The sequence below is a fragment of the Bradyrhizobium sp. S3.2.6 genome, from assembly GCF_040546885.1.
Lineage (GTDB): Bacteria > Pseudomonadota > Alphaproteobacteria > Rhizobiales > Xanthobacteraceae > Bradyrhizobium > Bradyrhizobium cytisi.
Genome location: NZ_JBEPOS010000003.1, coordinates 315,726 through 340,244, shown reverse-complemented (window position 1 = coordinate 340,244; position 24,519 = coordinate 315,726). Strand labels below are relative to the sequence as shown.

At 64.5% G+C, this 24,519-nt stretch carries 23 protein-coding genes and 1 pseudogene; 14 read left to right on the top strand and 10 right to left on the bottom strand.

The window, feature by feature from the left end:
• Positions 1-2 precede the first annotated feature (2 nt).
• The 11 genes from urtE (at position 3) to ABID58_RS09340 (ending at position 8,978) form a co-directional block, all read left to right on the top strand.
• Positions 3-698, top strand: a complete 696-nt coding sequence (urtE, locus tag ABID58_RS09390) for an urea ABC transporter ATP-binding subunit UrtE (protein WP_148755270.1) — start codon at positions 3-5, stop codon at positions 696-698.
• Positions 699-750: 52 nt separating this feature from the next.
• Positions 751-1,584, top strand: coding sequence for an urease accessory protein UreD (locus ABID58_RS09385; RefSeq protein WP_148755269.1), 834 nt, complete (start codon positions 751-753; stop codon positions 1,582-1,584).
• 40 nt (positions 1,585-1,624) lie between these two features.
• Complete coding sequence (locus ABID58_RS09380; protein WP_007605424.1) at positions 1,625-1,927, top strand: urease subunit gamma; 303 nt, start codon at positions 1,625-1,627, stop codon at positions 1,925-1,927.
• 9 nt (positions 1,928-1,936) lie between these two features.
• Positions 1,937-2,242, top strand: a complete 306-nt coding sequence (locus ABID58_RS09375; RefSeq protein ID WP_148755346.1) for an urease subunit beta — start codon at positions 1,937-1,939, stop codon at positions 2,240-2,242.
• A gap of 54 nt (positions 2,243-2,296) precedes the next feature.
• Positions 2,297-2,836, top strand: a complete 540-nt coding sequence (locus tag ABID58_RS09370; RefSeq protein ID WP_354032414.1) for an HD domain-containing protein — start codon at positions 2,297-2,299, stop codon at positions 2,834-2,836.
• Between the two features lie 37 nt (positions 2,837-2,873).
• Entirely contained in the window at positions 2,874-4,583 is a 1,710-nt protein-coding gene (gene ureC, locus ABID58_RS09365; RefSeq protein ID WP_354032413.1) for an urease subunit alpha, read from the top strand.
• Between the two features lie 145 nt (positions 4,584-4,728).
• Positions 4,729-5,028 (top strand): putative quinol monooxygenase, encoded by a 300-nt coding sequence (locus tag ABID58_RS09360; RefSeq protein WP_354032412.1) that lies wholly within the window; start codon positions 4,729-4,731, stop codon positions 5,026-5,028.
• Between the two features lie 6 nt (positions 5,029-5,034).
• A complete protein-coding gene (gene ureE / locus ABID58_RS09355) occupies positions 5,035-5,634 on the top strand; it encodes an urease accessory protein UreE (protein ID WP_354032411.1) in 600 nt (199 codons plus the stop codon).
• The gene (locus ABID58_RS09350; RefSeq protein WP_354032557.1) at positions 5,615-6,343 is read left to right on the top strand and encodes an urease accessory protein UreF; all 729 of its coding nucleotides are present in this window, start codon (positions 5,615-5,617) and stop codon (positions 6,341-6,343) included. Before ureE ends, ABID58_RS09350 begins: the two co-directional genes overlap by 20 nt.
• Before the next feature lie 39 nt (positions 6,344-6,382).
• Positions 6,383-7,006 (top strand): urease accessory protein UreG, encoded by a 624-nt coding sequence (ureG, locus tag ABID58_RS09345; RefSeq protein ID WP_148755262.1) that lies wholly within the window; start codon positions 6,383-6,385, stop codon positions 7,004-7,006.
• A gap of 313 nt (positions 7,007-7,319) precedes the next feature.
• Positions 7,320-8,978, top strand: a complete 1,659-nt coding sequence (locus ABID58_RS09340; protein WP_354032410.1) for a CHASE domain-containing protein — start codon at positions 7,320-7,322, stop codon at positions 8,976-8,978.
• On the opposite strand, the pseudogene ABID58_RS09335 reads toward ABID58_RS09340, so the two are convergent.
• From ABID58_RS09335 to ABID58_RS09315, 5 genes and pseudogenes are all read right to left on the bottom strand, one after another.
• Positions 8,975-9,095: pseudogene (locus tag ABID58_RS09335) on the bottom strand (TetR family transcriptional regulator); the annotation flags it as partial. The gene ABID58_RS09340 and the pseudogene ABID58_RS09335 sit on opposite strands and share 4 nt — an antisense overlap.
• A gap of 90 nt (positions 9,096-9,185) precedes the next feature.
• Positions 9,186-10,328 (bottom strand): OpgC domain-containing protein, encoded by a 1,143-nt coding sequence (locus tag ABID58_RS09330; protein ID WP_148755260.1) that lies wholly within the window; start codon positions 10,326-10,328, stop codon positions 9,186-9,188.
• A 190-nt stretch (positions 10,329-10,518) separates the two neighbouring features.
• Positions 10,519-10,971 (bottom strand): hypothetical protein, encoded by a 453-nt coding sequence (locus ABID58_RS09325; RefSeq protein WP_354032409.1) that lies wholly within the window; start codon positions 10,969-10,971, stop codon positions 10,519-10,521.
• 90 nt (positions 10,972-11,061) lie between these two features.
• Complete coding sequence (locus tag ABID58_RS09320) at positions 11,062-11,433, bottom strand: ElaB/YgaM/YqjD family protein (RefSeq protein ID WP_187435324.1); 372 nt, start codon at positions 11,431-11,433, stop codon at positions 11,062-11,064.
• Positions 11,434-11,509: 76 nt separating this feature from the next.
• A complete protein-coding gene (locus ABID58_RS09315; RefSeq protein WP_148755257.1) occupies positions 11,510-12,622 on the bottom strand; it encodes an AI-2E family transporter in 1,113 nt (370 codons plus the stop codon).
• A 206-nt stretch (positions 12,623-12,828) separates the two neighbouring features.
• Between ABID58_RS09315 and ABID58_RS09310 the strand changes: the two genes are divergently transcribed.
• The gene (locus ABID58_RS09310) at positions 12,829-13,599 is read left to right on the top strand and encodes a L,D-transpeptidase (protein ID WP_354032408.1); all 771 of its coding nucleotides are present in this window, start codon (positions 12,829-12,831) and stop codon (positions 13,597-13,599) included.
• Between the two features lie 18 nt (positions 13,600-13,617).
• Complete coding sequence (locus ABID58_RS09305) at positions 13,618-14,268, top strand: DUF2865 domain-containing protein (protein WP_354032407.1); 651 nt, start codon at positions 13,618-13,620, stop codon at positions 14,266-14,268.
• Positions 14,269-14,282: 14 nt separating this feature from the next.
• Here the strand turns inward: ABID58_RS09305 and ABID58_RS09300 are convergent, their stop codons facing one another.
• Together ABID58_RS09300 and ABID58_RS09295 are read right to left on the bottom strand one after the other, a co-directional pair.
• Positions 14,283-16,376, bottom strand: coding sequence for a methyl-accepting chemotaxis protein (locus ABID58_RS09300; protein WP_354032406.1), 2,094 nt, complete (start codon positions 16,374-16,376; stop codon positions 14,283-14,285).
• Positions 16,377-16,597: 221 nt separating this feature from the next.
• Positions 16,598-18,691, bottom strand: a complete 2,094-nt coding sequence (locus ABID58_RS09295; protein WP_354032405.1) for a methyl-accepting chemotaxis protein — start codon at positions 18,689-18,691, stop codon at positions 16,598-16,600.
• A gap of 274 nt (positions 18,692-18,965) precedes the next feature.
• On the opposite strand from ABID58_RS09295, the gene ABID58_RS09290 reads away from it, so the two are divergent.
• The gene (locus tag ABID58_RS09290; protein ID WP_354032404.1) at positions 18,966-19,121 is read left to right on the top strand and encodes a Thivi_2564 family membrane protein; all 156 of its coding nucleotides are present in this window, start codon (positions 18,966-18,968) and stop codon (positions 19,119-19,121) included.
• A gap of 84 nt (positions 19,122-19,205) precedes the next feature.
• Here the strand turns inward: ABID58_RS09290 and ABID58_RS09285 are convergent, their stop codons facing one another.
• The 3 genes from ABID58_RS09285 to cysD form a co-directional block, all read right to left on the bottom strand.
• On the bottom strand, positions 19,206-21,371 hold the full coding sequence (locus tag ABID58_RS09285) for a malate synthase G (protein ID WP_354032403.1): 2,166 nt from the start codon (positions 21,369-21,371) through the stop codon (positions 19,206-19,208).
• 293 nt (positions 21,372-21,664) lie between these two features.
• Complete coding sequence (cysC, locus tag ABID58_RS09280; protein WP_354032402.1) at positions 21,665-23,602, bottom strand: adenylyl-sulfate kinase; 1,938 nt, start codon at positions 23,600-23,602, stop codon at positions 21,665-21,667.
• 18 nt (positions 23,603-23,620) lie between these two features.
• The gene (gene cysD / locus ABID58_RS09275; protein ID WP_148755250.1) at positions 23,621-24,415 is read right to left on the bottom strand and encodes a sulfate adenylyltransferase subunit CysD; all 795 of its coding nucleotides are present in this window, start codon (positions 24,413-24,415) and stop codon (positions 23,621-23,623) included.
• Between the last annotated feature and the right edge of the window lie 104 nt (positions 24,416-24,519).

Here is a 24,519-nt window from a genome sequence, read left to right as displayed (position 1 = left end):
CCATGCTTGAGGTCAAGGACATCAACCTGTTCTACGGTGCGGCGCAGGCGCTGCGTGGTGTGTCGATCGCGGCCGAGCCCGGCAAGGTGACGTGCGTGCTCGGCCGTAACGGCGTCGGCAAGACCTCGCTGTTGCGCGCCATGGTCGGGCAATATCCGATCTCCTCGGGCGCGATCGTGTTCGACGGCAACGACATCACGGCCCTCAAGCCCTATGAGCGGGCGCGCAAGGGCATCGGCTTCGTGCCTCAGGGCCGTGAGATCTTTCCGCTTCTGACGGTCGAGGAAAACCTCAAGACCGGCTTCGGCCCGCTCAAGCGCGAGGACAAGCACATCCCGGACGACGTGTTCTCGTTGTTTCCGGTGCTGGAGTCCATGCTCGGCCGGCGCGGCGGCGATCTCTCCGGCGGCCAGCAGCAACAGCTGGCGATCGGGCGTGCGCTGGTGATGCGGCCGAAACTACTGCTGCTCGACGAGCCGACGGAAGGCATCCAGCCCTCGATCATCAAGGACATCGGCCGGGCCATCTCCTACTTGCGCAACCTCGGCAACATCGCCATCGTGCTGGTCGAACAATATCTCGACTTTGCCTGCGAGCTTGGCGACAGTTTCGCGGTGATGGATCGCGGCGCCGTGAAGTTCACCTGCGACCGCTCCACTCTCGACGCCAGCGAGATCAGCCGCCAGATGGCGCTGTAAGCGGGGAAATTGTAAGCCAAAAAAGCCTGCCGCGGCCGGCTGGGGGAGACGGATGCGCAGCGACGCCTCTTTGGCGACATCTTCGGTGTTCGAAGCCAATCGTGCCCGCGGCGCGGTGCGCTTCGACGTGCACGCCCGCGACGGCGTGACGCGGCGCGGCGTTTTGCATGAGTCCGGCTCCCTCCGCGTGCGCTTTCCTTCGCCGGAAGGTGAAGGGCTCTCCGGCGTGTTCGTCAACACCGCCGGCGGTGTCGCCGGCGGCGATCGCTTCGACATCGAGATCTCGGCCGCCAATGCTACGCGTTTGACGTTGACAACGGCGGCCGCCGAGAAGGTTTATCGGGCGCCGGGCGCGGCGGCGCAGCTCAATATCGCCTTGAAGGTTGCCGCAGGCGCGCATCTCGGCTGGCTGCCGCAGGAGACGATCCTGTTCGATCGCGCCCGGGTCCACCGCCGCTTCGACATCGAGCTCGATGATGCCGCCTCGCTCCTGCTTTGTGAAATTGTCGTATTCGGCCGCACCGCCATGGGCGAACGGATGGAGCAGGGCGAATTCGTCGACCGCTGGCGGTTGCGCCGTGGCAGCAGGCTGGTCTTTGCCGAGACCATCAGGCTCGACGGCAATATCGGCGCAAAGCTCGCGCGATCGGCGGTCGCCAAGGCGGGTGCCGCGATCGGTACGGCCCTGATCGTGCCCGGCGACGAGGCCCTGGTCGAGCGCATTCGTGAGGCATCGGACTCGTTTGCCGGCGAGGTCGGAATCTCGGCCTGGAATGGGTTTGCAATGGCGCGGTTCTGTGCCCAAGATGCGGCGCACTTGCGCACCGACATGATGGCCGTGCTGGCGCGCACCGGCATGGCGCAGCCGCGACTCTGGCTGAATTGACGGCTGGCCGAATTGAAGAGCTGAACGGAAGAGATTTCGCATGAACCTGTCTCCCCGCGAAAAGGACAAGCTTCTGATCTCGATGGCGGCGATCGTGGCGCGCCGCAGGCTCGACCGCGGCGTCAAGCTCAATCATCCCGAAGCGATCGCGATCATCTCCGATTTCATCCTCGAGGGCGCTCGCGACGGCCGTACCGTCGCCGAGCTGATGCAATCCGGCGCGCAGGTGCTGACCCGCGACCAAGTGATGCCCGGCATCCCCGAGATGATCCACGACATCCAGGTCGAGGCGACGTTCCCTGATGGCACCAAGCTCGTCACCGTTCACGAACCGATCCGATAGGAGCGCATGATGATCCCCGGCGAACTCTTCATCCAGGACGGCGAGATCGAGCTCAATGCCGGCCGCAAGACCGTGACGCTGACGGTGGCCAACACCGGCGACCGCCCGATCCAGGTCGGCTCGCACTACCATTTCTTCGAGACCAACCCTGCGCTGAAGTTCGACCGCAAGAAGTCCCGCGGCATGCGCCTCGACATCGCCGCCGGCACCGCCGTCCGCTTCGAACCCGGCCAGACCCGCAACGTCCAGCTCGTCGCGCTTGCCGGCAAGAAAACCATCTACGGTTTCCGCGGCGACGTCATGGGAAAGCTGTGAGCACAGGAACGAGCGCAGCGCGGCGCGGTTGAGGCGGAAATGGAGGTCTTTGCCATGCTGTCGCCAGTCCGCCTCATCTCCGAAGCCGCCGAACTCGCCGCGCACCGCCACAACGGCATGGCGCGCAAGGGGCGCGCACATGATCCCTACATCAACCATCTCGCCGAGGTCGCGAACCTGCTTGCGACCGCGACCGATGGGTCCGATGCCGAGCTGGTCGCGGCCGGCTGGCTGCACGATGCGATCGAGGACACCGACACCACGCGCGAGGAACTCGCGGAGAAATTCTCCGAGCGTGTCGCTTCTCTCGTCGCCGAATGCACGGACGATATGAACCTGCCGAAGCCGGAGCGCCGGCGCCGGCAGGTGATCGACGCACCCAACAAGTCGCCCGGCGCCAGGCTGATCAAGATCGCCGACAAGATCAGCAACATTGGCGCACGCATCCATTCCGATCAGACCGCCGAGGAGCGTGACGACCTCGCCGAATATACAGGCTGGGCCGAGCAGGTCGTCGCCGGTTGCCGCGGCGGCAGCGCCTGGCTCGACACGGAATTCGATAACATCGTGCTCACAGCGAGGGCCTCGCTGTGAGCACCAACCCAATATTCAAATACAAACGGGGCTTGTGATGTCCGTCAAGATAAAGCGTTCCGTCTATGCCGACATGTTCGGCCCGACGACCGGCGACAAGGTGCGGCTCGCCGACACTGATCTCATCATCGAGGTCGAGAAGGATTTCACCACCTACGGCGAGGAGGTGAAGTTCGGCGGCGGCAAGGTGATCCGTGACGGCATGGGGCAGTCGCAGGTCACCAACAAGCAGGGCGCGGCCGACACCGTCATCACCAATGCGCTGATCGTCGACCACTGGGGCATCGTCAAGGCCGACGTCGCGATCAAGGAGGGCATGATCGCAGGCATCGGCAAGGCCGGCAATCCCGACATCCAGCCGGGCGTGACCATCATCATCGGCCCCGGCACCGACGTGATCGCAGGTGAGGGGAAAATCCTCACCGCCGGCGGCTTCGACAGCCATATCCATTTCATTTGCCCGCAGCAGATCGAGCACGCGCTGATGTCCGGCGTCACCTCGATGCTCGGTGGCGGCACCGGTCCCTCGCACGGTACCTTCGCCACAACATGTACGCCCGGCCCCTGGCACATGGGGCGGATGATCCAGTCGTTCGATGCTTTCCCGGTCAATCTCGGCATTTCCGGCAAGGGCAATGCCTCGCGGCCCGCGGCGCTGGTCGAGATGATCAAGGGCGGTGCCTGCGCGCTGAAGCTGCACGAGGATTGGGGCACCACGCCGGCCGCGATCGACAATTGCCTGTCGGTTGCCGATGATTACGACGTCCAGGTCATGCTGCATTCCGACACGCTGAACGAATCCGGCTTCGTCGAGGACACGATCAAGGCGTTCAAGGGCCGCACCATCCACGCTTTCCACACCGAGGGCGCGGGCGGTGGTCACGCCCCTGATATCATCAAGGTCGCCGGCTTGAAGAACGTGCTGCCGTCCTCGACCAATCCGACGCGGCCGTTCACCCGCAACACCATCGACGAGCATCTCGACATGCTGATGGTGTGTCACCACCTTGATCCCTCGATCGCGGAGGATCTGGCGTTCGCGGAAAGCCGCATCCGCAAGGAGACCATTGCGGCCGAAGACATCCTGCACGATCTCGGCGCGCTCTCGATGATGTCCTCGGACTCACAGGCCATGGGCCGTCTCGGCGAGGTCATCATCCGGACTTGGCAGACTGCCGACAAGATGAAGAAGCAGCGCGGATCGCTGCCGCAGGACAAGGGCAACGACAATTTTCGGGTCAAGCGCTACATCGCCAAATACACCATCAATCCCGCGATTGCGCACGGCGTGTCGAAGCTGATCGGCTCGGTCGAGAAGGGTAAGATGGCCGATCTCGTGCTGTGGTCGCCGGCCTTCTTCGGCGTCAAGCCGGACTGCATCGTCAAGGGCGGCACGATCGTGGCAGCACCCATGGGCGATCCGAACGCCTCGATCCCGACGCCGCAGCCGGTACACTACCAGCCGATGTTCGGCGCCTTCGGCAAGGCGCGCACGGCGTCCTCGGTGGTGTTTACTTCAAAGGCAGCCATCACCGGCGGCCTCGCGCGAAAACTCGGCATCGAGAAGAAGCTCTATGCGGTCCAGAACACCCGCAGCAAGATCTCGAAGAAGAGCATGATCCACAACGACACCACGCCCAATATCGAGGTCGATCCGGAGACCTACGAGGTGCGCGCCGATGGCGAGCTGCTCACCTGCGCGCCCGCCGAGGTGCTGCCGATGGCGCAGCGATATTTCATGTACTGAAATAGCGCCTCAACACATGTCCCCCGGCGCATGTCCCGATTGCATGTCCCGGGGGCGGCTTTTTCCGGTTTTGCGTTCGATCCCGGCTGGTCTAATGTCCCGCCCGGTATCGTAACCTTCAGAAGAAAAGCCGGGAGGATTTCTCGTGATCTATGTCGTTGCCACCCTGACCATCAAGCCTGAAACCCGCGCCGAATTCATTGCAGCCGCCACCGCCTGCATCAAGGAGACGCGGAAAGAACCCGGCAATATCGCCTACGATCTGCATGAGAGCGTCACCGATCCCTCCAAGATGGTGTTCGTCGAGCAGTGGGAGAATGCCGAGGCGCTGGTGCCGCATCGCGGCCAGGATCACATGAAGACGTTTGGCCGTGTCGCGGTGAAATGCTTCACGGCGCCGCCGAAGATCGAAGTCATCACGCCCGAGAAGGTCGAGACGAGGTAACAGCGCATGATCCGGGCGACGCAGGTTAAGGGACAGCACCGCTTCACGGAAACGCCGGCGGATACGGTCGTGCTCGATTTCGACGATCGGCACCGCCGCCGCGTGGCGATGACGGGGACGCGGGGGCTGAATTTCCTGCTCGACCTGGAGAATGCCGTTGCGTTGCGCGGCGGCGATGCGCTGGTGCTGGAGGACGGACGACTGGTCGAAGTGGTCGCGGCACCCGAGCCGCTGCTCGAGATCCGCGGCCGCGACCCGCACCACCTCATCCGCGTTGCCTGGCATCTCGGCAACCGCCATCTGCCAACGCAGCTCATGGCCAAAGCCTTGCGCATTCGCCGCGACCACGTCATCGAAACCATGGTGAAGGGGCTTGGCGCGCGGGCGGTCGAGATCGAGGCGCCGTTCGATCCCGAAGGCGGGGCCTATGCCGAGGCCGGCCATGCGCACGCGCATGACGACCACGGACACCAGGATCACCATGATCATCACGGCCACGACCACCATCATGCCGCGCATGACCATGGGCATGATCATCACCACGACGAGCATTGCGATCATCCGGACCATCACCACGGCCACAAGCATGCTCATGACCACAAATGAGCCGGTCAAGGTCGGTGATCTCGCCGGGAGCGAGGCGGCGGCGCTGTACCGGCTGATGACGTGGCTGTCGCCGGCGTTTCCCGTCGGCGGGTTCTCTTATTCCAGCGGCATCGAGTGGGCGGTCGAAGCGGGGGACGTCGCCGACATCGTGACGCTGGCCGACTGGCTGGATGCCATGCTTGGCGACGGCTCCGGCTTTTGCGATGCGACGTTTCTTGTCCACGCCTATCGCGCCGCCGAGGCCGGTGAAGACGCCGGCTTGAATGATATCGCCGAGCTCGCTGCCGCCTTCGTGCCGTCGCGCGAACGGCAGCTCGAGACGACCTCGCAAGGCCGCGCCTTCATCGAGATCTCCCGCGCCGCGTGGAATGCCGACGGCCTGGATGCCATGGTCGCGGCGTGCCGCACACCACTGGTCTATCCCGTCGCCGTTGGCGTCGTCGCCGCGCTGCACGGCGTGCCACTGGCGCCGACGCTGCACGCCTTCCTGCACGCGCTGGTCTCGAACTGGATCTCGGCGGCCAGCCGGCTCATTCCGCTCGGCCAGACCGACAGCCAGCGCGTGCTGGTGAAATTGGAAGCCGCCGTCGCCGTAACCGCCAATCGGGCGCTGAACGCGACACAGGACGACCTCGGCAGTGCGACGTTCCGCGCCGATCTCGCCAGCCTGCGGCACGAGACACAATATACGCGGCTGTTTCGCTCGTGAGCGGTACAGCCTTCAACCGATCAAGAGAGAGCGAGTGACATGGCAACTTCTCACGGCCCCTTGCGTGTCGGCGTCGGCGGCCCCGTTGGATCGGGCAAGACCGCGCTGATGGATCTGCTCTGCAAGACCATGCGCGAGCGCTACGACATCGCCGCGATCACCAACGACATCTACACCAAGTGGGATGCCGAATTCCTCGTGCGCTCGGGCTCGCTGACGCCGGACCGCATCGCCGGCGTCGAGACCGGCGGCTGCCCGCACACCGCGATCCGCGAGGACGCTTCGATGAATCTCGCCGCGGTGGCCGACATGCGCGCTAAATTCCCCGGGCTGGATCTCGTGCTGATCGAATCCGGCGGCGACAATCTGGCGGCGACCTTCTCGCCGGAGCTTGCCGACCTCACCATCTATGTCATCGACGTTGCGGCCGGCGACAAGATTCCGTCCAAGGGCGGCCCCGGCATCACCCGCTCCGACCTTCTGGTCATCAACAAGATCGACCTTGCGCCCCATGTCGGTGCGTCGCTGGAGAAGATGGACACGGATGCCAGACGCATGCGCGGTGAGCGCCCCTTCGTCATGACCAACCTAAAGAAGAGCGAGGGGCTCGACCGTATCGTGGGGTTCATCGAGACCAAAGGCGGGTTGAAACGTGCGGACTGAAACGGGTGGGGTGAAAGGGCGCGGCGACATGGCACAGGCATTTTGCGCCGTTAACGTCTGAGGCAAAGCCGCGTTTACGGAACAAATTTCGGACACGGCGATTATCTCCCCTGGTGCCCGGAGCAGAGCAGCTGTTGGCCAGACGATCGGCCGGGCGGATTAAGCTTTTTCGGCGACCGAAGTTGCGTACAGATGCCTCCTCCGTCATTATCCCTGCCACTGGGGTCCACCCTGTTTCGGCACATGGCCGTTCGAGCGGCGTTGATATGCTCCGTGTTTATTGCCGACCTCCTGCCCTCGCCTGAGTAGTCGCGTGGTCCGGCTGGGTTTCATCATCGGCTTCATCGCTCTGCTCGGAGCCTTGCTCTCCGGGCTTGCGGCCTATCGTGTCCACGACCAGGAGCTGGCGCTGGACCGGATTGCGCTGGCCCGCGCGATCGACGTTCATGCGAGCCTCGTCCAGGACAGGTCGACCGAACGTGAGCTGCTGGCGCGCGTCGCCTCAGGCCTGTTCCGCGCGCCGTCGGTGCTGAAGCCCAACATGCTGGAGCCGTTGCGCTCGGCGATCTACGCCTTCAAGACCGATTTCGTGGTGGCCGGCTGGGTCGCCCGGCTGCAGCCGAACGAGCTCGCCGCGGCGCAAACCGCGATTGCGGCCGCCGGCTTTCCGAAACCGCAGATCCGCGACTACAGCGACAAGCCGATCGCCGCGGCAAGCCTGACCCAGCCGATCGACGTGCTGATGGACCTCGAGCCGCGCAGCGACGAGACCAAGGCGCTGCCGGGCCGCAGCTACGATAGCGACCCGGTTCGCAACGCCATGTTGGCGCGCGCCAGGGTCGAGAAGCGGTCGGTTGCTTCCGACCCCGTACCGCTCTCGAGCGACAACGGGCCGATCGGCGTCATCGTGGCCGCCCCCGTCATTCCCGAGGGCGCCACCGAGCCGGTCGGCTTCGTCACCTTTTCCTACGAGCTGGCTTCGCTGATGCTGACCAATGACGATCTGTCGTTGTTCTCGGTCGCGCTCAAGGACCCGCGCAAGGACGGCGGCGAGCTCGTTGCCAACGACCAGGGCGTCGTCTCCACCCGCATGACGACGCCGGACGGGCCGGCTCCGTCGGCGACGCGCACCATCAGCTTCGGCGGCCGCGACTGGCAGCTCGGTTATTACGCCAAGTCCAATTCGGCACGGCGCGCCGAGCAGACCGCAATCATCGTCGCGGCGATCGGCTTCGCCATCACCGCGATGGTCTGCGGCCTGTTCGGCTACGTCGCCTACAATAACTTGAGGCTGAGCCGCGAAATCCAGGTGCGGATCGGCTTCGAGCGGCGGTTGACGGCTGTCATCGACGAGCTCAACCACCGGGTCAAGAACATCCTTGCGGTGATCCAGTCGATTGTGACGCGCACGCTGCGCCACGGCTCGGACATCGATGTCGCGCGCGAGCTCCTGATCGGCCGCATCCACGCCATGTCCAACGTGGTCTCGCTGCTCAGCGAGAGCCAGTGGCAGGGTGTCAAGCTGAAGGGCCTGTTCGAAGCGCGCGCCATTCCGCATGCCGATCGTATCGCCGTCAGCGGCCCGGATATCGCGGTCAGCGCGCGTGCCGCCCAGAGCCTGTCGCTGCTGTTCTTCGAGCTTGCCTCGCATTCCGACGAGGGCCTGTCGCTGGTCGGCAAGCATCCGCACATCACCGCGAACTGGACGGTGACGGGCGAGGAGAACGAGACGGTGTTTCATTTCCGCTGGGAGGAGTTCAACACGAGCGAGGCGACGCGCCGGGCGGATTCGGATTTCGGCCTGATCCTGCTCGACCGCGTCGCGCCCGAAGCGCTCGGCGGCATCGCCAAGCGCTACTTCACGGATGTCTCCTATGTCTATGAATTGACCGCGCCGATGGAGACGGTCGTGGACATGACCGAGCGCGACCGCACGGAAAAGCTGTCGCAGCCGGTGAAGCCGGCGCGCTAGCTCTTCGGCCGCAACACCAGATCGACCAGGTTGCGTGCATAGGCCGGCGTGATCGGCGGCGATGCCGAAGACGTAGCGGTAAAACAGGCTGCCATAGATGGCGTCGTAGAGATCCTCCGCATTTGTAGATCGTCATCCTGGAGACGTTGGAGTGGCGTGCGACGGCATCGATCTCTCCGGCCTAGCGAAATCGCGCGAGAGCCTTGGCTAGGCTCGCTGCCGCACAGCCGCCGGCTCGTCCTGACGCTTCGACCAGGAGATATAATAGGCCACCGCCGTCATCGCCGCGAAACCGGCAAGGCTCACCCCGATCTGCATCACGACCAGATTGGCGCCGGTGATCAGGATGAGATGGCCGGCGAAGGACAGGAATACGCCGACGCAGAACACGGCGAGCCATTCCTCGCCGCTTTTGATCACCATCTGGAGCGGCTTCCATTGCAACCCCGGATGGTCCGGCGGGATGAGGTGGGTCGCGATGAAAGCGAGCGCGAGGAAATGGAGCACGCGATAGGGCGCGAGGTTTTCCTTGTCGGTCGGCGAGATGCCGTTGAGCACGACATCCGGCAAATAGGCGGACAATGTCGGCGAATGGCGCATCAGGGTGATAGCCATCGCCGACACCAGATAGGCGCCCGCCAGCACGCGGAGCCAGGGCAGGTTGCGCAAGGCGCGGCCCGACGCGCCGGTGACGGCGAACCAGCCGCCCAGCACCATCAGCATCTGCCAGCAGAACGGATTGAACGTCCATTCCTGGTCCGGATAGGTCCGGAAACCCCACTCGAACCAGCGCGCGGCGAAATAGAACGCGACAGAGAGCGCCAGCGTCACGTTCGGCCGCCGCAATAGCCCCCACAAGGCAAACGGAAAGAAGGCCATCAGCGGGATCATCAATTTCAGCAGGTCGAGGTTCAGCGGCTCCTCCTGCAGCACGAGGCCGCGGACCAGGATGCGAAGCGGATGTTCAAGAATGCCTGAGATGTTGTAGTCGCTGATGATCTCCGGCGCCATCGATTGCGAGGCGACATAGGCGATGGTGTCGATGTAGATCACGAACAGCACGACATAGGCGGCATAGAGTCGCCAGACGCGGCGGAAGATGCGCGTCGCGGCGACGACATAGCCGCGCTCCAGCGCTATCTTGCCGTGGATGATGGCGACGCCATAGCCCACCACGAACACGAACAGGTCGGCAGCGCCGCTGAAGCCGAAGTTGCGTAGCGTCAGCAGATTGACGACATTGTTCGGGATGTGATCGACAAAGACCGACCAGGTCGCAATGCCGAGTGTCAAATACAGCCTTGCGTCGTGGTCGAATGCGGAGAGGTTGGCCCTAACAGACGGCTTCATTGCTAATTATTTCACTTGGAATCAGGGCGATGCTTTTAGCGGCAACCGCCTGCCTGTCCGAGTAGCGTTTGCGTGAAGGAGGGCCGATTGTAGCGCGGCTGATGAAAAATTGCGCAGAGAAGGGCCGTCGAATTCCCGCGAACCCGCCCGTCGGCTCGGCAGCGCAACTTTCTTGATTGCGGTTTCGACCTTACTCGGCCGGCTCGACTGATCCCTCATCGGCCGCGCCGGCGCGGCTTGCCATGATACCGAGCGCGACGCCGCCGATGGCCAGGATCGGTAACAGCCGCTTGACCCCGATGGCACGGACGATCTGCAGGCCCGTCGCGATCAGCATAGGATCGGCGAGCATGCTCGGGGCCGCCTTCGCGGCTTGCTCGGCGGCGATGCGGGCACGTGTCCGCATCTCGCGCTTGTAGCCCCAATAGCTCCCTGCGGCGGCAAGCGTCAGCAGGAAGAAGATCCCGGCACCGGCAAGGCAAGCCTGCACGGGGCCGTACTTTTCCAGCACGGCGATGAAGACCGCCGCGCAGAGGAAGCATGTGGTGATGAAGAGCGCGAACGCTGCGCCCGCCGCCAGCGAGGTCAGCCGCACAGTCGTTCCCGTCGATGCGCTGATGCCGTCGATGATGCGCTGAAACACGTTCTTGCTCCCTCCTCAGGTCTCCACAAGCCAATTCGTCACGTGCCGGTCACAGCGGCGGGCGTCGTGACCTCAAATTTCACCGCGCGCCTAGCGACGCCAGGCCGCGCCGATCAGGAAGCCGATGCCGAGCGCGATGCCGACGGTCGCGAGCGGCCGATGCGTGATCGCGTCCTCCAGCGTCTCCTCGATCGAGCCGTAGGCATCCTGCGCCGCGTCCATCATCGCGCCACCGCGCTCCGAGAAGTCGTCGAGCGTCGAATCCACGTTGTCGCGCGCCTGCTTGTAGCCGCGTCGGGCCTGCTTGCCCGTGGCGTTGGCGAACGTGTTGAGGGCGTCGGTGATCTGGTCGGTGAGGGCGGCGATATCGCTTTTCACGGCTGCTACATCCTTCTCGATGCGTTCTGCGGTGGCTTTGTCGGCCCAGTCTCTCATCCTGGCTTCGCCATCGGTTATTGACATCACAAGCTCCGAACTATTGGCGGCGAGATGGGCAGAAAACGTTTCGTTGCAGTGGAAGTTCCGTTTGCGGAGCCCGTCATCCCTGCGGCAATTGCGGCGAATTCTCCGGCAACAGATGCTCCTTCAGGATCAGCCCCACGATGAGGAGCGGAGACGACAGAAAAGCGCCCATCGGTCCCCACAGCCAGGTCCAGAACGCCAGCGCGATAAAAACGGCGAGCGCGTTCAACGATAGCCTGCGGCCGATGATGATCGGCGTGACGAAGTGCCCCTCCATGAAGGTGATACCGCCGAAGGCGAGTGCAGCCATCAGGCCGCCGCCGATAGTCGGGAATGCGACCAGGCCGACCACGGCCAGCATGACGAACATGGCGACCGGTCCGATAATCGGAATGAAGTTGAGCGCAGCGGCAAGCGCGCCGAGCCCGGCCGGGTTGGGCATGCCGGTGACCGCGCAGACGATGCCGGTGGCGATGCCGACGCCAATATTGATGGCCGTGACCGTCAGCAGATAATTGCCGAGATGCACCTCGATCTCGTTGAGGATCCGGAGCGTGCGCAGCCGCGCGTCGTGGTCGCCGAAATTCATGATCATGGCGCGTCGCAGATCGCGCCAGCTTGCGATGAACAGGATCAGAGTGGCGAAGAACAGCAGGAATTCAGCGAAAGTTGGCGACACGAATTCCAGCGTCGGCTGCACCCATTCCGCTTTCGGCAGGGCGACGGTCGGCAGGCCATCGGAGCCGCCGACAATGGTTTGCAGCTCCTTCCACAGCGCGAGCGGTCGGTCGAACACATGCGCCTTCTCCCTCAACTGCGCTCCTAGCTCCGGGAGGCGTGAGCTCCATTCCATTGCGGGCGCCGCGATCAGTGCGACAACGAAGGCGACCACCGTCGTCACCGCGATCACGATCAGCACGGCGCCGAGGGCTCGCGGCACCCGCCGCTCTTCGAGAAAGGTGGCGGCCGGCGACAGCATGGTACCGGCGACGACGGCCATCACGACCGGGAGAAAGAACGCCTTGGCGACGTAAAGCACGGCGACGACGGCGATCAGAAGCAGACCGGCAAGCGCAAAGGCAACAAACTCGGTGCGCCGGATCACCGGAGGCAGTTCGGTATGGCTGTCGGGAAGCGGAGTACCTTCGTCGTTGCCGGCAATCAGACGTTCACTGGGAAGGACGCGCACAATTTCCCTCCCGCACGGAGGTGTCCGGGGGCCCGTTGGTCATCAGAAAACGCCTAAGGGCCGTTACGGTTCCGTCGCGACTTCGTGAAGTTGTGCTCGCTTGACTGTGACGTCGCTGTCGCACGCGCCATCGGAACTTGAGTCGGTTCTGCTGCGTTCTTGGGAAGCCGCATCACCCAAGATGCAGACATCACACGGGGCAGCACATGACAAAATTCGTCGTAGTCGGTCGCAGCTTCTCGCCGCGCGTCGTCACTGCTTTTGCCTTTGCGACAGCTTTACTGACGGTGCCGTTCGCAGCACAAGCTCAAACGCTCGGGTATGCGCCGATGCAGCCGCAGGCCTATCCGCATGACCAGACCTATTCGCGGGGCTACACAAGCGAGGCGCCGCCGGTCGCCGACGAGGATGCGGCATTACCGGATCGGCTGCGCCGGCAGATCGTGAGCTTCGACCGCAACGAACCGGCTGGCACCATCGTCATCGATACCGCCAACACCTATCTCTACTATGTGCTGGGTAACGGGCGCGCCATGCGCTACGGCGTCGGCGTCGGCCGCGAAGGTTTCACCTGGTCGGGTGTGCAGAGCATCACCCGCAAGGCGGAGTGGCCGGATTGGCATCCGCCGGCAGAGATGATCGCACGCCAGCCCTATCTGCCGCGCTTCGTCGCCGGCGGCCCTGGCAATCCGCTGGGTGCGCGCGCGATGTATCTTGGCTCCAGCCAATACCGCATCCACGGCACAAACGACCCGACCACGATCGGCAAGTTCGTCTCCTCCGGCTGCGTCCGCCTGACCAATGAGGACGTCAGCGACCTGTTCAGCCGCGTCAATGTCGGCGCCAAGGTCGTGGTGCTGCCGAAGAATGCGCCGTTGATGGCGCGCGGCGGTGATCCCGTACGCAAGCGGCCCGCCATGACGACGCTGCCCTCGGGACGCCAAGCGCTGAACATCCCGGCGTCGTCGGTGGATTGAGGAGCTGAGTGAGGTCACATGATGAGACGTTCGATCAGCACGTTGGCTTGCGGAAGGGCCGCGTTCGTCACGATCGCTTCCCTCGGCCTCGCGCTGGCGCCTTCCGCGCATGCGGAGGATTTCTTCTCGGCGCTGTTCGGTGCGTTCGGAGCGCGGCCGCCACAGATCCGGATGCCGTTCCCCAATGACGAAATGCCGCGCTACGACGCGCCGCGCCAGCGCGCGTTCTATGGCGGCGGCACGGCCTATTGCGTCCGCGGCTGTGACGGGCGCTATTTCCCGGCGCAAGGCAGCGATGCCGAGAGCAAGGCGCAATCCTGCAAGAGCTTCTGCCCGGCGTCAGAAACCTCGCTGGTTTATGGCAGCAATATCGACGACGCCACGACCGACAGCGGCAAGTCTTATTCCGACCTGCCGAACGCCTTCCGCTATCGCAACGAGATCGTGTCCGGGTGTACCTGCAACGGCAAGGACCCGGCCGGTCTCGCTTCGCTCAAGCCCGAGGACGATCCGACCTTGCGCAAGGGCGATATCGTTGCAGGGAGCGACGGCCTCGTCGTCGCCAACCGCAACGCCAACGATCGCCGCGGCGTCGCGATGAACTTCTCGCCATTGCCGGACTCGATCCGCGCAAAATTCCGCCAGGTGCCGGTGGTGGCGAAGGAGTAGGGCGGCGAAGTCCCCTACGCCGCCCGGATCTTGCCGAGGAAATCGCTGACCTGATCGCCGAGCTGGCGGCTCTGGGTCTCCAGCATCTGTGAGGCCTGCTTGACATTGTCGGCGGCACCGGCTGCGGTGTCGGCGTCGGCCTTCACGCCGGTGATGTTGTCGGACACGTTCTTGGTGCCCTCCGCGGCATATTGCGTGCTGCGGGTGATCTCCTGCGTCGCCGCGCCCTGCTCCTGCACGGCGGCGGCAATCGCAGTGGCGACCTCGTTGACCTCGCCGATGATGCCGCCAATCGCCTGGATTGCGTTGATGGCATCGCCCGCGACCTTCTGGATGTCGGCGATCTGCTCCGAAATCTCCTCGGTCGCCTTCGCTGTCTGGCTCGCCAGCGATTTCACCTCGGAGGCGACAACCGCAAAACCACGCCCGGCTTCGCCGGCACGCGCAGCCTCGATCGTGGCGTTGAGGGCGAGCAGATTGGTCTGCGCCGCGATGGTGTTGATCAGGCCGACGACCTCGCCGATGCGGCCTGCGGATTGAGCCAGCCCCTGCACGGTGCCGTCGGTCTCGCGCGCTTGATTGACGGCGCGGCTGGCAATGCCCGCGGCGTGCGCGGCCTGCTGGCTGATATCGTTGATCGAGGCCGAGAGCTCCTCGGCGGCGGCCGCGACGCTGTCGACGCTCATGGACGCGTCGTTGGAGGCCTTGCCGGCGACCTCGACGCGCTCGTTGGTCTGGCGCGACACCGCGGAGAGATCGCCCGAGGTCTTGCGCATCTCGGCCGAGGCGTCGCTCAATTCGCCGAGCGACTTGCGCACCACGCCCTCGAACTCGCCGACATAGGTCTCCATGGCGCGCTGGCGCGCGGCCGCGCCGGCATTGCGCTCGCGCTCCTGCTCCTCGATCTTGAGCTTGTCGATCGCCTGCTGCTTGAAGGTTTCCAGCGCGCCGGCAAGGGCGCCAATCTCGTCCTGGCGATCGAGATAGCCGCTGTCGACGGTGAGATCGCCGCCGGCGACCTTGAGCATGGCGTCGCGGATCCGATGCAGGGGCGTGATCACGCGGCGGCTGACGGCGAGCATCGCGGCGCCGGTCAGGATGATGGCCGCGATCAGAAGCGCCAGCTGGACGAGCAGCGATTGCAGCGCGCCGGCGCATTGGACGGCGGCATGATCCTTGGCGGCTTGCAGGGCGGTGTCGGCGAGCTTGACCACGATCGCCATACGGCCAACCGAGAACGGGCTCCACTGATTGGCCGTCATCGCCGGCTTCTCGCCCTTGGCGATCACCGCGATGATGCCGTCACGCGTACCGGTATAGTGCGGATCGAAATAGACCGACTTGGTCTCGGTCATGGCGGCGGACAGCGCCTGGGGCATTTGCATGCCGGTGGCGGTAAGCTCGATCGCGCTCCAGGCGGCATCGGTGGCGCCGACGAACCTGGTGAAGGCGGACTGGGTTTCGGGCGTGACCTTGCCGCTGTTCAGTGCGTTGCCGACGATGAGCGAGGATTCGCCGGCGTTCTGACGCAGCAGCCAGGCCATCTGCTTGATGGCCAGGAGCTGGTCGATGGTGGCATCCTGATGGTTGACGCTGGCCGTCAGCACGGGGGAGAGCTTATCGAGTATCGCCATCAGCCCGTCCTCGCTCTCGAGATACTCGGTGGCGAGCGCCGTGCGGCGCGAGGCTTTGGGCTTGGCGACCTCAGTCCAGAACTCGGCCTGTTGCGCCAGCAGCGCCCTGTTGAGTCGGGTGAGATCGGCGACGATCGCGTCACGCTGCGGAATATCGATCGAGGGCAGGATGTCGATCGCGCGAGCAAGCGCCGGCATCAATTCGTCACGAATGCCGCGGATGTACTTTTCGATATCCGCATCGATCCTGATGTCGCTGGTCAATTGCCGGTTGGTGGTCGAGCGATCGGCCCGGATGTTGGCCATGGCCTTGAACACGTCGGCCGAGGCTGCCGCGACCGCAACGATGCGGTTGGCCTGCTGCAGCCGGGTCCACGAGCTCCATGCGCTGATCGAGAAGCCGATGACGACGACGAGTGCGGTGGAGAGAATCACCGCCTTCAGCAGCGTGGATACGGTCAAGCGGTTGAGCATCGGACACCCCGGTACGCGTTTCGAAGTTCGTGCCCCAGAACGGCAACCCCCACGAACTTCGAAACCAGAGGGATGCGCGCAACAGACGCGCCTGCCCAAGGCCGGCGCTTGGAGCGCATTTGGCCTGAAAAGGGTAAAAACTTAGACAGTGTGCCTGCCGTAAAATTACGTAGGCATCTCGGGTGTCGTCCTGGCGAAGCCAGGACGACGGTGAGAGTGCGCTATGCCGCGCGGATCTTGCCGAGGAAGTCGCTGACCTCGTGGCCGAGCTGGTTGCTCTGGGTTTCGAGCATCTCGGAGGCGCTCTTCACGTTGTCCGCGGCCGCGGCTGCAGCATCGGCATCGGCTTTCACGCCGGTGATGTTGTCCGAGACGTTCTTGGTGCCCTGCGCCGCATATTGGGTGCTGCGCGTGATCTCCTGGGTCGCCGCGCCCTGCTCCTGCACGGCGGCCGCAATCGCGGTCGCGACCTCGTTGACCTCGCCGATGATGCCGCCAATGGTCTGGATCGCGTTGATGGCATCGCCCGCGACCTTCTGGATGTCGGCGATCTGCTCGGAGATTTCTTCCGTCGCCTTCGCCGTCTGGCTCGCGAGCGATTTCACCTCGGAGGCGACGACGGCAAAGCCGCGGCCGGCTTCGCCGGCGCGGGCGGCCTCGATGGTGGCGTTGAGCGCGAGCAGGTTTGTCTGCTGCGCGATGGTGTTGATCAGGCCGACGACCTCGCCGATGCGGCTTGCGGACTTCTGCAGGCCCTGCACGGTGCCGTCGGTCTCGCGCGCCTGGGTGACGGCGCGGCTGGCGATGCCCGCAGCGTGCGCCGCCTGCTGGCTGATGTCGTTGATCGAGGCCGAGAGCTCTTCCGCAGCCGCCGCGACGCTGTCGACGCTCATGGAGGCATCGTTGGAGGCCTTGCCGGCGACCTGGACGCGGTCGTTGGTCTGGCGCGAGACTGCGGAGAGATCGCCCGAGGTCTTGCGCATCTGCCCCGAGGCATCGTTCAGCTCACCCAGCGTCTTGCGCACCGCGCCCTCGAACTCTCCGACATAGGCTTCCAGTGCGCGCTGGCGCACGGCGGCTCCGACGTTGCGCTCGCGCTCGTGCTCCTCGATCTTGAGCTTTTCGGTGGCCTGCTGCTTGAAGGTTTCCAGCGCGCCGGCAAGGGCACCGATCTCGTCCTGGCGATCGAGATAGCCGCTGTCGACGGCGAGATCGCCGCCGGCTAGCTTGAGCATGGCGTCACGGATGGTGTTGAGCGGATTGATGACGCGGCGGCTGACCAGCATGATCGCGCCGACGGCAAGGCCGATCGCAAGCGCGAGCAGCACGAGCTGCACGATCAGCGCGCGCTGCGCAGCGCCGCGCTGGTCGAGTGTGTGCGCCCTGGCGGCGTCGAGGGCGGCTTCGGCCACCGCGACCGCGCTCGCCATGCGGCCGACGGTGAGCGGGCTCCACTGGTTGGCGGTCAGCTCGGCCTTCTCGCCCTTGACCAGCGTGTCCGCGAGGCGGTCACGCAGGGTCAGATATTGCGGCTCGAAATAGGCGGTCTTGGCGCCGGCCATGGCGGAGGCGAGCGCCTGCGGCAATTGCATGCCCGAGGTCGACAATTCCAGCGCCTTCCACATCGCGCTCGTGCCGCCGACATATTGGGTATAGGCATAGCGGCTCTCGGGCGAGATTTTGCCGGCGTTAAGGCCGATCGAGACGATCAGCGAAGCTTCGCCCGCGGTGTTGCGTAGCAACCAGGCGTTCTGCTTGATCGACAGCAGCTGGTCGATCTCGGCATCCTGGTGGTTGACGGTGGCGGCCAGTGTGTTCCCGAGATTATCGAGCACGTCGAGCAGGCCCTGCGTCGTCTCCATGTATTCCTTTGGCAAGCCCGCGCGGCGCTGATCCTTGGACTTGGTGACGTCCTCCCAGAATTGCTTCTGCTCCTCGATCAGCAATTTGTTGAGGCGCGCGAGCTCCGGCACCAGCGTGCCGGACCGCGGGAAGTCCATGCTCGGCAGCAGCTCGAGCGCGCGTGCCATCGCCGGCATCTGCGCGTCGCGCAGCGCACGCAGGTATTTCTCGATCTCGGAATCCATCGGCTCGGTCGCGTTGAGGAGGCGCGTCGTGGTCGAGCGGTCGGTGCGCAGGTTGTGCATCGCCTTGAACAGGTCGGCGGAGGCGTCGGCGATCGCCGAGATGCGGTTGGCGGTCTTGAGGCGGTCCCAGGACTCGTAGGCGGTGAGCGAAAGTGCGATCACCACGCAGATCGACGTGATCGCGATCACCGTTTTCAACAGTGCGGACACGGTCAGGCGATTGAGCATCGAAGTCCCCCAAATTCCCATTTCAAAGTTCGGCAAAGACGCCCCGGCAAAATCGAGAGAACGGGGGCGGCAGCATCGGCAATTACATACCGTTCGCGGCACGCGGGCCCGTACGGTTTCTGCATCTGAAACGAAAAGGGTAAAGTTTTAGGCGCTCAGCCTGCAGGTAGAATTACGCATTTACCAGAAGTTGCAGTGGGTTGCGTGCATGGAACCGGCGCGCGAGACAGGCGTTAGGATCTCGTTAGCAATTTGTCTTGAAGGGGGCCTTGCGATGCTTGTCGGCGTACTCGTCACCTTTCTCGTCGTCATACTCGTGCTTTATCTCATTAACATGCTGCCGATGGACGGCCGCGCCAAGCAGATCGCACGCGTCGTCGTCATCATCATCGGCATCGTGTCGCTGCTGAAATATCTGACGGTGTTTTAGCGGGGCTTCCGATCTCCAACAAAAAAGCCCCGGCGTCAGCCGGGGCTTTTGATGTTCGAGCGGCCTTGTCAGCCCGTCGCCTTCCTAGCCAAGCGCCTTGGCCTCGCGGCGGCGCGCGGTGAGGATGTATTCGGTGTAGCCGTTCGGCTGCTCGCGGCCCTTAAAGATGAGGTCGCTAGCCGCCTTGAAGGCGACGCCGTCGAAGGCGGGCGCCATCGGCTTGTAGATCGCATCGCCGGCGTTCTGCTTGTCGACGACGACGGCCATGCGCTTGAGCGACTCCATCACCTGGGCCTCGGTGATGACACCCTGGTGCAGCCAGTTGGCGAGATGCTGGCTGGAGATGCGCAAGGTCGCGCGGTCTTCCATCAGGCCGACATCGTGGATATCAGGCACCTTGGAGCAGCCGACGCCCTGGTCGATCCAGCGCACGACGTAGCCGAGAATGCCCTGGCAATTGTTGTCGATCTCCTGCTTGACGTCGTCGGGCGCCCAGTTCGACTTCGACACCGGAATGGTGAGGATGTCCGAGAGTTTTGCGCGCGGACCGCCCTTGGTCAGCTCCTGCTGGCGCGCCGTGACGTCGACCTGGTGATAGTGCAGCGCGTGCAGCGTTGCCGCGGTCGGGGAGGGCACCCACGCAGTGGTGGCGCCGGCCTGGGGATGCGCCAGCTTCTGCACAAGCATGTCCGCCATCTTGTCGGGCGCGGCCCACATGCCCTTGCCGATCTGGGCATGGCCGGGCAGGCCACAGGTCAGGCCCATGTCGACGTTCCAGTCCTCATAGGCCTTGATCCAGGCCTGCGCCTTCATCTCGTTCTTGCGGATCATCGGACCCGCTTCCATCGAGGTATGGATCTCGTCGCCGGTGCGGTCGAGGAAGCCGGTGTTGATGAACATGATGCGCTTGGAGGCGCGCTGGATGCAGGCCTTGAGGTTGACCGTGGTGCGTCGTTCCTCGTCCATGATGCCGACCTTGAGCGTGTTCTCAGGCAGGCCCAGCATCGTCTCGACGCGGTCGAAGATCTCGCAGGTGAACGAGACCTCGTCCGGCCCATGCATCTTCGGCTTGACGATATAGGCAGATCCCGTGCGGCTGTTCTTGACCTTGGAGTTGCCTTTCAAGTCATGAATGGCAAGAAGTCCGGAGACCGCGGCATCGAGCAGGCCTTCCGGGACTTCCTCGCCGGTCTCGTCCAGCACCGCATCAGTGAACATGTGGTGACCGCAATTGCGCATCAGCAGCAGGCTGCGGCCGTGCAGCTTGACCTCGCTCTTGCCGTCCGGCGTCTTGTAGGAGCGGTCGGCGTTGAGTGAGCGCGTCAGCGTCTTGCCGCCTTTTTCGAAGTCCGCCGACAGCGTGCCGTTCATCAGGCCGAGCGTGTTGCGATAGACCAGTACCTTGTCCTCGGCATCGACCGCCGCGACCGAGTCCTCCATGTCGAGAATGGTCGACACGGCCGATTCCATGATCATGTCGGAAACGCCGGCCGGATCGTCCTTGCCGATCGCGCTGTTGCGATCGATCTTGACCTCGACGTGCAAGCCGTTGTTGGCGAGCAGCACCGCGCTCGGCGCGGTCGCATCGCCCTGGAAGCCGGCGAATTGCGCGGCGTTCTTCAGCGCGGTGGCGTTGCCGCTCTTCAGCTTCACCGCGAGCTGGCCTGCGACGACGCTGTAGGCGGTCACGTCGGTATGGCTGCCGGTCGCGAGCGGCACGGCGGCATCGAGGAAGGCTTTTGCTTTCGCGATCACCTTGTCGCCGCGTGCCTTGTTGTAACCCTTGCCGCTTTCCGACGGATCGTACGGGATCGCGTCGGTGCCGTAGAAGGCGTCATAGAGCGAGCCCCAGCGCGCATTCGCCGCGTTCAGCGCGTAGCGCGCGTTGGTCAGCGGCACGACCAGCTGCGGGCCGCAGATCTTGCCGATCTCCTCGTCGACATCAGCGGTCTCGACTTTCTGCGTCGCGGGCTCGGGGACGAGATAGCCGATCTCTTTCAGGAAGGCGGTGTAGGCGCCGAGGTCGAACGCCTTGCCCTTGTTGGCGCGGTGCCAGTCGTCGATCTTGGCCTGCAGCGCGTCACGGAAGGCGAGCAGCGACCGGTTCTTCGGCCCCAGCTCCTTGATGATGGCGGCCACCCCGGCCCAGAACGCATCCGGCGCGATCCCCGTTTTCGGGGCGGCTTCCTTGGCAATGAAGTCGAAAAGGACGGGGGCGATCTTCAATCCGTGGGCGTCAACGCGTTTCATGATGGTCTTTCTTGTTGGAAATGGCTGTTTTTGGCTGCTTTGACCCGACAGCAGCAAAATGCGCCCGCGTGGGGCGGCTTTCGGGACCTATTAGCCCCAAAATCGGGGCGGTGAGAAGACCCCCGACGTCTGTCAAAATGTCAATGAGAGGTGGCGGCTGCCGCGCGCCGCCGTCATTCCCCGCGAAGGCGGGGAATCCAGTACGCCGCAGCTTTTCCGTATCCCAACGCTGTCTCTGGAATACTGGGCGCCCGGTCAAGCCGGGCGACGACAGGTGCGGAAATGCGATCAGCTCAAATATTCGCGGCGAGGTCCACGACTTCGTCGAACAGCACGCCGGTGGTCTTCAGCATCTGCTCGATCTCGTCGGCCGCGTCAGCAACCGTCCGCGTCGACGTGTCGATCACGAGCTCGGCGGCCTCGGGCCGCTCGTAGTCGTTGCCGATGCCCGTGAAAGAGGCAAGGGCGCCGGCGCGGGCCTTCTTGTAATGGCCCTTGGGATCGCGCTCCTCGCAGATTTCGGCCGGTGTCGCGACATGGATCTCGCGAAACGCGGCGTCAGCGATGCGACGTGCAGTGGCGCGGTCCTCGCGGGCCGGTGAGACGGCGGCGACGATGGCGATGTGGCCGTTGCGGGCGAGATGGGTTGCGACCTCGGCGAGCCTGCGGATATTCTCGCTGCGATCGGCTGCGGAGAAGCCGAGATCGCCATTGAGCCCGGCCCGCAGCGTGTCGCCGTCGAGCAGGATCGGCGAGCCGCCATTGGTGAAGAGACGCCGCTCCAGCGCCTTCGCCAGCGTCGACTTGCCGGAGGCCGGCAGACCCGTGAGCCAGACCACGGCACCGTTGTGCTGATAGCGCGCCGAGCGCTCGTCGGGCCGCAGCGCCGATTCCACCGGCACGATATCGACCGGCACGGCGCGCTGGCCGGCATCGACCGACAGCACCAGGCCGCCGCCGGCGATGCGCCCGGAGACCTCGATCACGAGACGGCCGGTGCGCGGATTCTCGGTGTAGGGATCGGTTGCGATCGGATTGGACAGGGAGATGTCGATCTCGCCGACATGGTTGCGGCCGATCGCCTTGTTCTCGATGCTCGAGAGCTCGCCAGGATCGACCGCCTTCTCTATGGCGACGACGGTGGCGCGGCTCTCCTTCGGCCCGCAGCGGACCAGGAGCTGATCGCCCTTGGCGAGTGGCTTGTCGTGCAGCCAGAAAATGCGCGCGCGCAGCCGCCGCGTCTCGCGCGGGGCGGTGTCCGTATGCGCGATGATGTCGCCGCGCTCGATGAACAATTCGCGGTCGAGCGTGATGCCGACCGAGCGGCCGGCGCCTTGCCGTCCCGCGATCGGGGTCACCGGCCAGCTCTCGACCGTCTTGATCCTGGCAATCTTGCCGGCCGGCATGATCACGATCTCGTCGCCGGCAATCAGGCTGCCGGATTCGATGCGGCCCGCGACGATGCGGCGGTCGTCGAACTTGTAGATCGCCTGTACCGGCAGGCGCAGTGCCAGCGCTTCCAGCGGCCGCGCCGGCTCGAGCCGATCCAGCGCCTCGACCACGGTCGGGCCCTTGTACCAGCCGGTGCGGTCGGTGCGCTCCGCGACACCGTCGCCGTCGCGCGCGGAAATCGGGATCACCGCGGTTGGAGTCACGCCGAGGCCCTTGAGATGCACCGAGATCTCGTCGCTGATCTCCTTGAAGCGGTCGGCGGAGAAATCGACGCGGTCCATCTTGTTGACGACGACCGCGACCTGCTTCACGCCGAGCAGATGCAGCAGATAGCCGTGACGGCGGGTCTGGTCGCGCACGCCTTCGAGCGCGTCGATGATCAGCACCGCGCCGTCGGCCTGCGAGGCGCCGGTGATCATGTTGCGCAGGAATTCGGCATGGCCGGGCGCGTCGATCAGCACGATGTCGCGCGAATTGGTGCGGAAGCGGATCTGCGTGGTGTCGATGGTGATGCCCTGGTCGCGCTCGGTCTGCAGCGCGTCGAGCAGGAACGACCATTCGAACGGCATGCCGCGCCGGGCGCTGACGGCTTTGAGCATCTCGAGCTTGCCGTCGGGCAGGCTGCCGGTTTCGTGCAGGAGGCGGCCGACCAGCGTCGACTTGCCGTGGTCGACATGGCCGACGATGACGATGCGGACCTGCGGTCGCGTCGTGCCATTCGGCATCGAACTGGTGTCGTTCGGCGTGGCGGGCGAAGCGGGAGTGACGATCATGTTCATACGACTGCGCGTCCTTGATCAGAGATAGCCGGCGACGCGCAGGCGCTCGAAAGCGTCCTCGGTCTCGTGGTCGAGCGCACGGCCCGCGCGCTCCGGCACCTTGGTCTGCTCGAGCTCGGCCAGGATCTCGTCGATATTCGACGCGCTCGATGCGACCGGATTGGTGATGTCCTGATCACCCAGCGAGCGATAGCGCTTGCCATTGTGCGAAAGATAGAGCGGGATGATCGGGATGTTCTCGCGCTTGGTATAGGCCCAGATGTCGGCCTCGGTCCAATGCAGGATCGGGTGGATGCGCAAATGCGCGCCTTGCGGCGGCGATGCGTTGAAATGATCCCAGAACTCCGGCGGCTGGTCGCGCACGTCCCAATTGCCTTCGAGGCCGCGCGGCGAGAACACGCGCTCCTTGGCGCGCGTCGCTTCCTCGTCACGGCGGATGCCGGCGATCAGGCCGTCGAAGCCGTATTTCGCCAGCGCCATCTTGAGGCCTTCGGTCTTGCGCGCGGCGGAACGGGCGGCCGGCGGCAGCGTTGGGTCGACGGCATCGATGGGCGGGCAGGGCTCGACGCGCAGGTCGAGCTCCCACTGCTTCCCGTAGTGATCGCGGAAGCGATACATCTCCGGAAACTTCTTGCCGGTGTCGACGTGAAGGGCCGGGAACGGCAGGCGGCCGAAGAAGGCTTTCCGCGCCAGCCAGATCATGACGTTGGAGTCCTTGCCGAGCGACCACAGCAGGGCGATCTTCTTCAGGCGGGCAAAGGCCTCGCGGAAGATGTAGATGCTCTGGGCTTCCAGCTGGTCGAGATGGTCCATGCTGGGGGCGGTCAGCGCGACGGGAATTTGCTCGGAAGCCGGGGCGCGGAGGTCCCGTCCATCTGCACCCGAATCGGTCCTGAGAAGATGCATCTCTGCCACTT